Genomic DNA, 12,141 nt, shown 5'->3' with positions numbered 1-12,141 from the left:
ATGACGATTAGGGGATGCCAATGGGCGGTCCAACCGTTAGGATATTGCCATGGGCGTAATGGAAGCCATTGACCGCGACCCGCTGCTTGCGGGCTTCTACAGCATCGGGGACGCAACCCGATTGCTGGGCGTGTCCCATGCGGCCAAGCTTCGCGGCTGGATCAACGGCTGGCCAAGCAGTAAGTCCGGGCCGATTGTGAATCGCGACTTCAAGAAGTCCCCCACGGTCAGCTTTTTGGACCTGATGGAACTGCGCTTCATTGAATATTTCCGGGGCCAAGGCGTCTCGATGCAGACGCTTCGCAAGGCCGCCGAAATGGCGCGCAAGGAATGGAGTGTTCAGCATCCCTTTGCCCTGTCCGATGTGAAATATCTAACCGACCGTCGCCGCGTGATTGCTCAGGCTTCCGAAGAGGTGGGCGACCGGCCAACTTGGGAACTGGTGACAGGTCAATATCTGATCTGGGATGCAATCGAAGCGTCGATTGCCAAGGGAGTCGTCTTTGATCCGGCGACGCATTTGGCGTCGCGCTGGAAACCTCGCCCCGGCGACCATCCCGATATTGTTCTTGATCCGGCGCGGGCATTCGGCAAGCCGCTGGTGGACAGTGCGGGCATTCCTACCGATGCCTTGTTTCGGCAATGGAAAGCGGAAGACGGCAACTTTGACAGAGTGGCGCGCTGGTTCAACGTGTCACGCGGCCAGGTTGAAGGTGCCGTGCGCTTCGAGCTTGATTTGGCAAGTTGAGGATCAGAGCGGACGAGCACGTCGCAGAGGCGATTATCAAGGCGGTTCGCGAGATTGCATTGCGGGACGGCTGGGCGCTGGATTCTGTCGTGAGCGCCAGACAAGCTGGAAAGTCAGACGTTCACTGGATCACCGAGTTTATGGCCGATGGCGGCGACGCGATCCTTTCAGCCGACCGCGACTTTTTGGAAAATCCTCCTCAGGTCGATGCAGTCTTCCGAACTGGCGCAAAGGTGATTCATCTGCCGCCGAAATGGGGGCAGGCGAAAGGCACCATGCAATCTGCCCATATTCTCATGTGGTGGGCCAGGATTGAAGAATGCATCCTCGCCATGAAGCCCCGGCAATGCTTCCGCCCGCCGTGGAACATCAATGAGACCGGAGAGCTACAGCCGGTAGCGATTGACTTTCAGTCGGCCCAAAAGAAGCTGAAGAAGGCGGCCAAGAAGGGCAAGGCGAGTTAATCCGGCACCGAACATGCCTACGTCAGTTCAACGTGTCGCCAACGGTCGCGCGCCTGACAAATTAAGCCATTAAAATCAGCGCCATGCGTTCAAGGCAAATCAATTCGACGTGAACAAGCCGCCCATACGTCAATGTGATTGAGAAGTGACCATAGGCCAAGAGCCGCACAAATCCGCCATTTCCAGCCGCGATTTGTCGCGTACGGTGTGGAGTCATTTGCTCACCCATGCGGACCGGAAACGCGGTCCGAATTGGACTGCCGGGCCTGCACTGCCAATCACTCGGAATTGGCCACCGTCTGGCGCGGATCATCCCCGCCATCGAGCCGATTTGTCCGGCGCTGTCCGGCTTCAAGCAGTCGCGCTATCGGGGAGCGGTTATGGGAACCGAGCCACTCACTGATAAAATATCAATGAAAATCAATGGCTGGTGGCGGAGACGGAGGGATTCGAACCCTCGGTAGCCCCTTAAGGCTACGACGGTTTAGCAAACCGCTGGTTTCAGCCACTCACCCACGTCTCCGCACGAATTTGCCCACCGGATGAGGTGAGCAGTGGCTAGATGTCGGCCTATAGCGGCGGGTTTCATGCATGGCAACGGTCCGCAGCGGAGAAAAATCACCCGAATTCCGAAAAGCGGATTCGGACTGGCGCGGAATCGACTCGGGTCGCCGTTCGTTCATTGTCGTTTCAGCTTGTTCCCCGATAATCTGAAATATGGTTGAAGAGCGGGTTCTTTGGGGAGTAGCGGGCATGATCGGGATTTTGCGGCGGTTTTCGGGCCGCGCTGCACGGGCGGGCGCCTTGGCGGCCGCGCTGGGCGGCATCACGCTGGCGCCTGTCGCACAGGCGCAGGTGCGCACCGTCGACCCCAATAGCGCCATCGATTCCGATCTGGCCCCCGTGCCGCAGCAGGGCGGCAGCACGCCCACCGATCCCGGTGTGGACCCCAATGCGCAGCCGGGGAGCAGCGCGCCCGCCGACAGCGGCGCACCCTATAATCCGCCGCCGGTCAATTCGGGCGCGACCGCAACTGGCGCGCCGGTGACGGCCAATTCTCCGCCGGCGGCGATCTCCCCCAGCGATTCCTACCAGGAAGACGATCTGATCGGCGCGGCCGAAGGGGTGTTCGGCAAGGGGGCGGAAGGGCTGGCCGGGATCATCGAGAAGATTCTGAAGGACCAGGGCCGCCCCAATGCCTATATCGCCGGGCGCGAGGCGTCGGGCGCGTTCGTCGTCGGCCTGCGCTATGGGTCCGGCACCCTCAATCACAAGGTAGAGGGCAAGCGGGAGGTATATTGGACCGGCCCGTCCATCGGCTTCGACGTGGGCGGCAACGCGGCGAACACCTTCGTGCTCGTCTATAATCTCTATGACACGCAGGACCTTTACCATCGCTTCCCGGCGGCGGAGGGCACCGCCTATCTGGTGGGCGGCTTCACCGCCAGCTACCTGCGTTGGGGCAGCGTGGTGCTGATCCCGATCCGGTTGGGCGTGGGCTATCGCCTGGGGGTCAATGCCGGTTACATGAAGTTCACCGAGAAGCGGAACTGGCTGCCCTTCTGACGGCCCTGGTGACAAGTGCTGGTTTTACGAAGCCAGCCGCGACCTTCTCCCCTTTCTCCTCCATCACCGTCTTGGGGGGCGGTCCCATTCTCCATCTTCCAATAAGGAGAATTTGGGGATTCGCTCCTGCCGCCCTCTAAAGGGAGAGGTTGAGCTGCTCGCCGGCCTCTTCCGGCTCCTCATGATCCAGATTGTGCACGCCCAGCCCGAGCAGCCTGGCCCCCATGCGCAGCGGCAACTGGGCCCGCAGCAGCGCCCGGCCCGTCTGCGCCAACAGGTCGGGGGAGCGCACCGGTCCGCCGAAGCTTTTCGACCGGGTGATGATCCTGAAGTCCGCGAACTTGACCTTGAGCACCACCGTCCGGCCATAGGCGCCGCTCTTTTCGATGCGGCCCCAGAGATTTTCCGCGATCCGGTCCAGTTCCGTGATCAGCGCTTCCTCCGTCACCAGATCGTCGAAGAAGGTATCCTCGACGCTTACGGATTTGCGTTCCTGCCGCTCATGCACCGGGCGGTCGTCCTCGCCCCGCGATGCGCGATAGTAGAATAGCGCCGCGCTGCCGAAATGATGCTGGAGAAAGGCAAGGTCGCGGGCACGCAGATCGGCGCCCGTCTCAATGCCCAAGGCCTGCATCCGCTTCGCCGTGACCGGCCCCACGCCATGGATGCGCCGCACCGGCATCTTCGCGATGAAGGCCGCGCCGTCCTCCGGCCGTACGACGCAGATACCGTCAGGCTTGTTCTGGTCCGACGCCAGCTTGGCGATCAGCTTGTTGTACGACACCCCCGCCGACGCGGTGAGCCCGGTTTCCTCCCGGATCAGGCGGCGGATTTCCTCCGCTATGTGTGTGGCGGAGGCGATGCCCGGCTTGTTCGATGTGACGTCGAGATAGGCTTCGTCCAGCGACAGCGGCTGGATGATGTCGGTGAAGCGCGAGAATATCTCCCGCACCTGCGCCGACACGCTGCGATAGACCTCGAAACGGGGACGGACGAACAGCAGGTCGGGGCAGAGCCGCCGCGCCCGCGCGCCCGGCATGGCGGAGCGGACGCCATATTTCCGCGCTTCATAGCTGGCCGTGGCGACCACCCCGCGCGGACCGCCGCCGCCAACGGCCAGCGCCTTGCCCCGCAACGAGGGATCGTCGCGCTGCTCAACCGACGCGTAAAAGGCATCCATGTCGATATGGATGATCTTGCGCGGCGGGGTCTCCATGGCCCGCGCTTATGCCACAGGGCGGAAGGGAAGGAAAAGGGGAGGGCGCGCTTCAGCGCCGCAACAGGCGCAGATTGTCGAGCAGCCATTCCAGATGCGCGCGGCTGATCCGGCTCCACACATTATAGGTGCAGCGCTGGCCGCCGACGCGCAGATAGGCAAGGGAATGCAGGCCTTTGCCGCCCGGATTGGCGGCGGGATAGCGCTGCGCGCCTTCCTGCCCATAGCCGGCAAAGGATGGGGCGGGCAGGCGCGCCAGTTCGCGCATATAGGGCCATTGTTCGGTCAGCCTGCGCCGCTGTAGCCGCGCATCGGCCCGGTCGTCCGGCAGCAGGCCGGTTCCGGCAAAGCCATAGGCGCTGCGCAGCCCGGGAAGGTCGAAGGCAACGCCCCAGCCGCCGCCGAAGCTGGCCGCGCGCGGCGTACCCTCCGGATCGCCGGGCGCGGCGAGCGCAAGCGGCGCGCAGGACTGGCGGTTCTCCGCCCTGCTCCATTCGGCGCGGGCTCGCCTCTCCCCGATCAGCGTGGCGGTTTCCGCTGCAAAGGCCGGCATGGCGCCGGACAGCAGGGCGGCCGCCAGCGCCAGCCTCATTTCCTGTCCTTGAGCGACAGCAGCGCGGCGAAGGGGCTGGCCTGCTCCTCGCTCAGCACGCCCGCTTCACGCAGGACTCCGTCGGCTTCCGGAGAGCGCGGATAGGGCGTCATCGCGAGCGCCACCGTCTCGGCCACCGCCTCGCCCATGTCGATGGTGAGGCCGTCGAAACCGATGGTGTCGCAATCCTCGGCGTCCAGCTCCAGTTCGTCGCCTTCGGGCGTCTCTTCCCCCTCCCTGACGAAGCGGAGCAGGAAATCGGTGTCCAGCTTTTCGGGCACCCCGACCCCTGTCGCGACACAGGGCTGGGCTAGGTCCGCGCGCACCCGCCCCCTGGCATAGATCGCGCCATTGTCCTCGTTCAGCGCATAATCCGCCTCCAGCCCATCGAGCGAGAGCAGGTTGAAGCGCTTCGCCAGAGCCTCCCGCTCCGCGGCGTCGGCGGTGATGGTCACCGGCTGGGCATGACGGGCAAGCTGGTCGATTCGGACGGGCCGGGAAAATTCGGGGGCAGCGCTCATCCAAGGTCTCCCGCCATCAGCGCGTCGCGGCCGAGGCAGCCCAGCCTCACCCAGCGCGCGCGCAGATGCGATTCGACATGCGCCAGCGCGTCTGCCGACGGCGCATCGCCGCGATAGAGGTTGCGCGCAATCGCTTCGCTCAGGTCGGCCTCGCCCGACAGCGCCGTGCGATAGGCCGCCAGACGCCCGCCCAGCGCGCTCACCATGCGGCCGATATGCTTGCCGACGACGACGTCGCCAATCCCCTCCTGCCGCAACTGGCCGTCCATGTCGTCCACGAACAACTCGGTCAGCCAGACGCTCTCCTGCGCGGCCCCCAGCGCCTCCAGCCGCATCAGCGCCTGGGCGAGGATGGCGACGATCATGTCGAAGCGGCCGTCCATCGTGTCGGGAACCTGCCCTTCGACATACCAATGGGGCTGACGTCCCTCCGCGACGATGGCGTTGTAGAGGGTACGCATCGCGTCCCTGGGATCGCTCGGCGCGAACAGACGCTGGAAGATGCTGGGCATGAGTTTGACTGTTTCCTGGCTGGACCGATCGGCGGCCCCTTGCCGAGGCTCGCGCATTTCCATATTGATCGCCCGGCCGCCCGATGCAATGGCGGCTTTGTTTTTCGGCAAGGTCCGGGGCAAGCCCCCGCAGGAGAAGTTCATGCGCCAGTTCAGCCGCCAATCCCGCAGCGGGCGGATTTTGCTTGGCGCAGGCCTTTGCGCGCTGCTGCTGGGCGCGTCCGGCTGCACGCGCATCCGCACCCATCAGGGCTATCAGGTCGACAAGCTGCTGGTGGATTCGGTCCAGCCCGGCATCGACAACCGCGCATCGGTGGAGGGGACGCTGGGCCGGCCGAGCTTCGTCGCGCAGTTCGGCGACCAGGACTGGTATTATGTGTCGCGCGACATGCGCTCGCTCGCCTTTTCCAATCCCAAGCCGGTGTCGCAGACCGTGCTGCATGTGCGTTTCGACGCGGCGGGCAATGTCGTAGCGGTGGATCGCATGGGACTGGAGCAGGTCGCGAAAATCTCGCCTTCCGGCGACAAGACGCCGACATTGGGCCGCCATCGCAGCCTGTTCGACGAGATTTTCGGCAATATCGGCGCGGTGGGCGCCGGCGGCATGGGCGGTGCAGGCGGCGGCAGCAACACCGGCGGCGGTCCGAACGGAAGCTAAAGCATCGTGCGCAAAAGTGGGAACCGGTTTTGCGCTTAAAAGGATGCGACAACAAAAGCTTAGAGCGCGCGGCCTGCATACGATTTAGCGCAGCGCGCTCTGGAAACGACCGGTTCCGGCCGGGCTTGGCTGAGCCCGAACGGTCCTCTTGGGTGAGCAACTGGCCGTCGCGGGCGGCATTCTCCAACCCTACACCTTCCTGAGCAGACCATCGGCCAAGCGCATCGGCCGGTAGCCCAATGCCCGCAACCGATCGATGTTGAGGGCGGGAAACCCCCAATCCTGCTCTCTTCCCTCAACCTCATGAACGACCGGCGCACCGGTTTGTCCGGACAGCAGTTGCGCCAGTTCCGCCATGGTCGTGCGGACCCCGCTGCCGACATTGAAAGGCCCTGCCTCCTCATTGCCGAGCAGCAGCAACATGGCCCGCACCACATCGTCGACATGGACGAGGTCGGCTCCGAACCCGCCGCCGCCAAGCACGCGGATCGGCCCACCGCTGACGGCTGCCCCGGCCATCGCGGCCAGCGCGCCGCTTCGCTGGCCCGGCCCATAGACCGATGCCAGCCGCAGCGTCTGGAGCAGCACATCCTCCCCCCGGCAGCGTTCCGCCGCATAGATTTCCTGCGCGACCTTCGAACCGAGATAATAGCCCCTGCTGCCGGGAAAGAGGGGCGCATGTTCGTCCGGAGGCTGGGGAGCCGGCGCATAGGCATTGGCGCTGCTCGCCTGCATGATCCGCCGCACACCTGCCCGGATCGCCCCGTCGGCCAGTTTCAGCGTGCCGAGCGCGTTGATCCGCCAGCAACGCTCCGCTTCCGCCGGGTCGCCATGATCGGACGGGATATGTGCGGCGAGATGGACCAGCGCCGTGCAGCCGGAGAAATCCACCCCCTCGACCGCCATCAGGTCGAGAAACGCCCATTCATCCGCCGGATCGGCTTCCGGCGGCGGACGGCGGCCGAGATGGCGGACGCGCCAGCCGGCGCGGCGCGCGGCGGGCAGGAAAGCACGGCCGACAAAGCCCGATCCGCCGGTCAACGCCAGCAGGGGGGCACGGTCGCTCATCGCACCCTGTCGATGCGCTCCTGCGGCACGAACATCTCGTCCCAATAGCGCAGGATCACCCCCGGCCGCACCGGCGGCTGCACGATGGGCGTGGCGTGGAGCAGTTTCCGCACGCACATCTCCACCTCGTTGAAGCCCGCCATGGCGCGCAGCGGCGTCGTGCCGGAAAATCGGGCGTTGATCTCGAACACGCGGGGCGTGCCGTCGGCATCGGTGCGGAACTGGAAATTGGCGGGGCCATGGGGTTGCAGCGCCCGCCCAAGCGTCCGCACCTGCGCGTTCAGTTCCGGATAATCGGCAATATAGGCGCGATAGGTGTTTCCGTCGCGCAGGTCGCGGCGCATCACGATGGATGCCTGCACCTCGCCGTCGAAGACGAGCGTGCTGGCGGTATATTCGCAATCGGCGCTGCCCACGCATTGCTGCACGACGAGCCCACCGCGTCCCTCAAGCGCCGACGCCAGTCCGACGCGGTCATGCACAACCGACACGCCGACCGAGCGTGCACCGATCCGGGGCTTCACCACCAGCGGAAAGCCGGCCTTGTCGATCAGTGCCTCCACCGCTTCCCCATCCTCCGCCGCGGCGGATGCGGGGTGGGGCAGGCCGACGCTTTCGAAGAAGCGCGCCGTTTCCAGCTTGTCGTCCGCTATGGCGATGACGCGGGGATCGCTGACCAGCACATGCGTGCCGAACAGCGCCTCCAGCCGGCGCCGCTCCGCCGCGAACCAGGACAGTTCCACATCGGTGCCGACCAGCACCACGTCCGGCCGCTCCCGGTCCAGCAACTGGTGGATGCGGTCGCCAAAGGCCGGGTCGTCGGCAAAGGGCAGGCGATAGGCGGCGTCGGCCCAGTAGAGGCCAGCGGAAAGCGGATTGGGATCGGCCGCGATCACATGGCAGCCCAGCGCCGATTGCCGCAGCGACTTGATGATGCCCTGTCCCAGCACCGCGCCGGCTCCGGTGACGAGGACCTTCATGCGAAGAACCGGCAGAGCCGCTCCTGCGTGGCGGGGGACAGGGTGGTGGCGCGGATGGCGTGCACCTGGTCCTCCGGATCGAAATCGATGTCGCGGCTTTCGACGGTCACAAAATCTCCCCTGACTTCGATCATCGCCCATTTGGGCGTCCGGTCCCCATCGTCGCGCGGCTGGCCGAGCGAGGCGAGGGTGAAGATGGTGGCGGCGGCGCAATCATAGCGGCGATGCCGGTGAACATGGCCGAACAGGCCATAAAGGAACCCTCGCGCCGCGAGCGCGGCGGCGGCTTCCTCCGCCTCCTGCGTCGAGCGGATATAGCGCCAGTCCCCATAGTCGAAGGGATTGGCATGGGCGGCGAACAGCGGCCCCAGCGACCAGCTTTCCCTCCAGTCGAAGGCCGCCATGCCGCCCGGCGGGATATGGGCGGCGGTCCAGTCGACGCTTTCGCGCAGCCAGTCGGGCAGGGCAGCGCGATAGCTCTCTGCGGCGGGCGATCCCCTGTACAGCATGTCGTGATTGCCGCTGATCAGGATCGCGCCGTCCCGCGCCGCCGCGCCCTGCACCAGTTCCAGCGTCTCCAGCGGCTGCACGCCATAGGTCAGCAGGTCGCCCAGGATCAGCATCCGGTCGAACCCCTCCCGCCGCGCGGCGGTAAGGGCCAGTTGCAGCGGGTCGCTGGCCGCATGGATGTCGGTCAGCGCGGCTATTCGCATGGCGACACCGGCCGGGCCACAGGGGGCGGGGCGAAGCGGAGACGGCGGGCTTCGATCAGTTCCCGGTACAGGTCGAGATGTGCTGCCGCGCAGTTTTCGATGGAGAAGCGCCGGGCGACCCGCAGCGCGCCCTGCGACAGCGCGGCGTAGCGGGCGTCGTCGCCCAGCACATCCGCCATGGCCTGCGCCAGCGCGGCGGGATCGGAGGGCGGGACGAGCTGGCCGTTGACGCCGGGCGAGACCATTTCCCGGTTGCCCGCCACCGCGGTGGCGACGATGGGCAGGCCGCTCATCGCGGCCTCTATCATCGCGATGGGAAAGCCTTCCCACAGCGAGCAGTTCACGAACAGGTCCGCCTGCCGCATCAGCGCGTCGACGTCGCTTCGGGCGCCGAGCAGTTCCACCGGTTCTCCAGCCGCCTGCACCGCAAGCCGGCCGAACTCCGGCCCCGCCCCGGCGATGCGGATGCGGGCGGAACGGCCCCGCGCCGCCAGCGCATCCACCAGCGGCCGGGCGGCGCGGAGCAGGGTGGGATAATCCTTCTGCGCCGACACCGTGCCCACGGCGAGGATCGTCGGATCGCGACCGGCGGCTGCGCGTGGCTGTCCGGTCCGGAAGCGGGCGCCGGCGGCGTTCAGGATCATGCGGATCGGCTTGCGGGCATGGCCGCGCAGCAACGCCTCGCACTGGTCGCTGATCGCGACATAGCCGTCGACGATGCAGTTGAAGAGGGCGAAGGCCGACGGAGGAAAGGAGAGGCGGCTGTTATGATGGGTCAGCACCACCGGCACGCCGGGCATGGCCAGGGCGAGGGGGAGGAGCGCGCGGGCGCTATGGGCGTGGATCACATCGGGCCGGATCGTCCGCAAGGCGCGGCGCAGCGCCAGCGCCCCGCCGGGCAGATTGTTGCGATTGGCGAGTCCCAGCGAAAGGGCGGTGGCGCCGCCAGCCCGCACCCGCGCCATCATCGCCGCCTCGGTATCCGGCGCGTTGCCGACCTGCGCGGCGTCGCTCAGCGAAAGGACCGCTGGCTGATGCCCGGCCCCCGCAAAGGCCTCCGCCAGATTGCAGACCAGCATCTCTGCCCCGCCGGACGTAAAGCTGGTGATGATCGAACAGATGCGCATATCAGCGCGCCAGGTCGACGCCGGTGGCCGCCAGCAGCGCCAGGGCGCGGGGCGACAGGTCGGCGCGGCAGCGTTCCAGCACCAGATCTGCCTGGTCGGGCCTCAGCCACTCGCCGAAGGCGCCCGCCTTGCCGCTGCGCATGCGCAGGCTCTGGTCGTCCTTGCGATCATAATCATGGCCCGGAATGCCGCTTTCCCGCTCCTTGTCGCGCATCCGGTCGAATTGCGCGGCGGCCACGGCGCGGGCGAGCATGTCGGGCTGCGGCTCGACGCCCAGAAAGGCGAGGATGGCGGCGGCGGTCGGCATGGGTTCGGCCAGCATATGCTCATAGCTGATCAGGTGATGCGGTCGCCCCGCCAGCCCCGCCGCCCAGCCGTTCAGATAGCCGGTGAGCGCCGCCATCCCATATTTGGGCTCATCGAGGAAAGCCGCCATGTCGCCGGAAAAGCTATGCTTGTGCCGGGTTGCGTGGAAATAGGCGGACACGATCACGTCGCGCGGATCGCGGACCAGGAACAGGACCGGCCGGTCGAGGAACAGCCGCTCGCGATAGGGCAGGTGGCTGACCAGGATCAGCGGCAGTTCGGCCTCGCCCGCCCGCCCGATGAAGGCGTCGATGCCGCGCACCGGATCGCGGTCGAAATTGGGCAGGATGCGGAAGGTGCTGGTCAGATCGGGCTCGAAGCCCAGCTTCGCGCTTTCCGCGAAATAGCAGGAGAGCAGGTAGCGCAACCATGTCCGCCCGCTCTTGGGGTAGGACACGAGAAAGGCGTCGGCCCGCGCCGCCGCCAGCCGCAATGGCGGTTCGTCCCGCAGCCGCCGACGCATCGCCCGCGCAAAGCCCTTCAGCGACATCATGTTCATGATCCTGCCCTCACGCGATGATGGTCGAGAATGCTGGTGATGACCGACTGCCAGCGGGCAAGCACCCGATCATGGCCGAAATCGGCCATCCGCTCCCGCGCCGCCTGTCCCAGCGCCGCGCGCCGCGCCGGGTCGGCGCACAATGCCACGATGGCGTCGCCCAGCGCCGCGCCGTCGCCATTGGGCACCAGCAGGCCGCTTCGGCCATGCCCGATCATTTCGGCCGGACCCCATTGGCAATCGAAGGAGACGACCGGCAGGCCCGCGCCCATGGCCTCGCCCACGACGATGCCCCAGCCTTCGAAGCGGGAGGAGAGGACGAACAGGTCGGTCTGGGGAATCCAGTCGCCCGGCCTTTCCGTCACGCCGGGCAGGCTGACCCGACCGGCCAGGCCCAGCCGGTCGCGCTGCCGCTCCAGCGCCGCGCGCTCCGGCCCCTCGCCCCAGATCACCAGCTTCCAGTCGGGAATGCGTTGCGCCACATGGGCAAAGGCGTCCAGCAGCAGGTCGAAGCCCTTTTGCGGCACCAGCCGCCCCACGGCTCCGATAGTGCGGCCGTCCGACCGGCGATCCGGCGCGGCGCCGGCAGGCGGCACCGGATTGGGGATCACCCATCCCTTCACGTCCATGGCGCCCCTGAACCAGTTCATCGCCCCTTGCGTCATGGTGATGAGGCCCACGGCATGCGGATAGGTCATCTGCCGCAGCCGGCTCCAGACCGGCCCTACGGTCTGGAGCGCGGGATTGTTGCGTTCCGACACGATCACGGGGATATGCAGCGACCGCGCGGCCAGGACGGAAAGGATGTTGGTGCGCGTCAGGAAGCTCACGACCAGTTCCGGCCGCACCGCCTTCAACGCCCGCCTCAGCAGTCTCTGCCGCCGCAGCATCGTCAATGCACCGGTCGCGGCGGCGCGACGCCGCGACTTCATGCCCAGCCTGACGATCCGCACCTCCGGATGATAGGCGTAATAGGAGGGGGCGGACGGCTCCTCGAACACGATCAGGGTGATGCTCCAGCCCTGCGCCGCGAAATGGTTGCACAGCAGGCTGACGATATGTTCCGACCCGCCGGCGCCCAGCCCCGGAAGGACGAAGGCGAGCATGGGTG

At 66.4% G+C, this 12,141-nt stretch carries 14 protein-coding genes and 1 tRNA gene; 4 read left to right on the top strand and 11 right to left on the bottom strand.

Going from position 1 to position 12,141, the window contains the following annotated elements:
* The first annotated feature begins 49 nt into the window (after nt 1-49).
* Both A8G00_RS10565 and A8G00_RS10560 read left to right on the top strand, forming a co-directional pair.
* Nucleotides 50-748 (top strand): hypothetical protein, encoded by a 699-nt coding sequence (locus A8G00_RS10565; protein WP_146032583.1) that lies wholly within the window; start codon nt 50-52, stop codon nt 746-748.
* A complete protein-coding gene (locus A8G00_RS10560) occupies nt 745-1,212 on the top strand; it encodes a hypothetical protein (protein WP_103000620.1) in 468 nt (155 codons plus the stop codon). The genes A8G00_RS10565 and A8G00_RS10560 overlap by 4 nt, the downstream gene beginning before the upstream one ends.
* A 431-nt stretch (nt 1,213-1,643) precedes the next feature.
* Here the strand turns inward: A8G00_RS10560 and A8G00_RS10555 are convergent.
* Nucleotides 1,644-1,735 (bottom strand) — tRNA-Ser (locus A8G00_RS10555).
* A gap of 230 nt (nt 1,736-1,965) precedes the next feature.
* On the opposite strand from A8G00_RS10555, the gene A8G00_RS10550 reads away from it, so the two are divergent.
* A complete protein-coding gene (locus A8G00_RS10550; RefSeq protein ID WP_048578232.1) occupies nt 1,966-2,778 on the top strand; it encodes a DUF1134 domain-containing protein in 813 nt (270 codons plus the stop codon).
* A gap of 136 nt (nt 2,779-2,914) precedes the next feature.
* Here the strand turns inward: A8G00_RS10550 and dinB are convergent, their stop codons facing one another.
* The 4 genes from dinB to A8G00_RS10530 are packed head-to-tail and all read right to left on the bottom strand — an operon-like array spanning nt 2,915 to nt 5,619.
* Nucleotides 2,915-3,994 (bottom strand): DNA polymerase IV, encoded by a 1,080-nt coding sequence (gene dinB / locus A8G00_RS10545; RefSeq protein WP_048578233.1) that lies wholly within the window; start codon nt 3,992-3,994, stop codon nt 2,915-2,917.
* Nucleotides 3,995-4,046: 52 nt separating this feature from the next.
* Complete coding sequence (locus A8G00_RS10540) at nt 4,047-4,586, bottom strand: hypothetical protein (protein WP_103000619.1); 540 nt, start codon at nt 4,584-4,586, stop codon at nt 4,047-4,049.
* Nucleotides 4,583-5,107, bottom strand: a complete 525-nt coding sequence (locus tag A8G00_RS10535) for a DUF177 domain-containing protein (RefSeq protein WP_103000618.1) — start codon at nt 5,105-5,107, stop codon at nt 4,583-4,585. The genes A8G00_RS10540 and A8G00_RS10535 overlap by 4 nt, the downstream gene beginning before the upstream one ends.
* Complete coding sequence (locus A8G00_RS10530) at nt 5,104-5,619, bottom strand: ubiquinol-cytochrome C chaperone family protein (protein ID WP_103000656.1); 516 nt, start codon at nt 5,617-5,619, stop codon at nt 5,104-5,106. Before A8G00_RS10530 ends, A8G00_RS10535 begins: the two co-directional genes overlap by 4 nt.
* Before the next feature lie 88 nt (nt 5,620-5,707).
* Between A8G00_RS10530 and A8G00_RS10525 the strand changes: the two genes are divergently transcribed.
* Nucleotides 5,708-6,277: an outer membrane protein assembly factor BamE gene (locus tag A8G00_RS10525; RefSeq protein ID WP_103000617.1), complete on the top strand. Its 570-nt coding sequence runs from the start codon at nt 5,708-5,710 to the stop codon at nt 6,275-6,277.
* 189 nt (nt 6,278-6,466) lie between these two features.
* On the opposite strand, the gene A8G00_RS10520 is transcribed toward A8G00_RS10525, so the two are convergent.
* The 6 genes from A8G00_RS10520 to A8G00_RS10495 are packed head-to-tail and all read right to left on the bottom strand — an operon-like array spanning nt 6,467 to nt 12,136.
* Nucleotides 6,467-7,345 (bottom strand): NAD(P)-dependent oxidoreductase, encoded by an 879-nt coding sequence (locus A8G00_RS10520; protein ID WP_103000616.1) that lies wholly within the window; start codon nt 7,343-7,345, stop codon nt 6,467-6,469.
* Nucleotides 7,342-8,325, bottom strand: a complete 984-nt coding sequence (locus tag A8G00_RS10515; protein WP_048577217.1) for an ATP-grasp domain-containing protein — start codon at nt 8,323-8,325, stop codon at nt 7,342-7,344. Before A8G00_RS10515 ends, A8G00_RS10520 begins: the two co-directional genes overlap by 4 nt.
* Nucleotides 8,322-9,038 carry a metallophosphoesterase gene (locus A8G00_RS10510; RefSeq protein ID WP_025550772.1) on the bottom strand — a complete coding sequence of 239 codons (717 nt, stop codon included), beginning with the start codon at nt 9,036-9,038 and terminating at the stop codon, nt 8,322-8,324. Before A8G00_RS10510 ends, A8G00_RS10515 begins: the two co-directional genes overlap by 4 nt.
* On the bottom strand, nt 9,029-10,165 hold the full coding sequence (locus A8G00_RS10505) for a glycosyltransferase family 4 protein (RefSeq protein ID WP_103000615.1): 1,137 nt from the start codon (nt 10,163-10,165) through the stop codon (nt 9,029-9,031). The genes A8G00_RS10510 and A8G00_RS10505 overlap by 10 nt, the downstream gene beginning before the upstream one ends.
* Before the next feature lies 1 nt (nt 10,166).
* Complete coding sequence (locus tag A8G00_RS10500) at nt 10,167-11,030, bottom strand: sulfotransferase domain-containing protein (protein WP_048577219.1); 864 nt, start codon at nt 11,028-11,030, stop codon at nt 10,167-10,169.
* Nucleotides 11,027-12,136 carry a glycosyltransferase family 4 protein gene (locus tag A8G00_RS10495; protein WP_253257962.1) on the bottom strand — a complete coding sequence of 370 codons (1,110 nt, stop codon included), beginning with the start codon at nt 12,134-12,136 and terminating at the stop codon, nt 11,027-11,029. The genes A8G00_RS10500 and A8G00_RS10495 overlap by 4 nt, the downstream gene beginning before the upstream one ends.
* Nucleotides 12,137-12,141 lie beyond the last annotated feature (5 nt).

This window comes from Sphingobium sp. SA916 (genome assembly GCF_002894065.1).
Taxonomy (GTDB): domain Bacteria; phylum Pseudomonadota; class Alphaproteobacteria; order Sphingomonadales; family Sphingomonadaceae; genus Sphingobium; species Sphingobium fuliginis.
The sequence above is the reverse complement of the archived record's forward strand: the minus strand, read 5'-3'. Positions and strand labels throughout refer to the sequence as shown.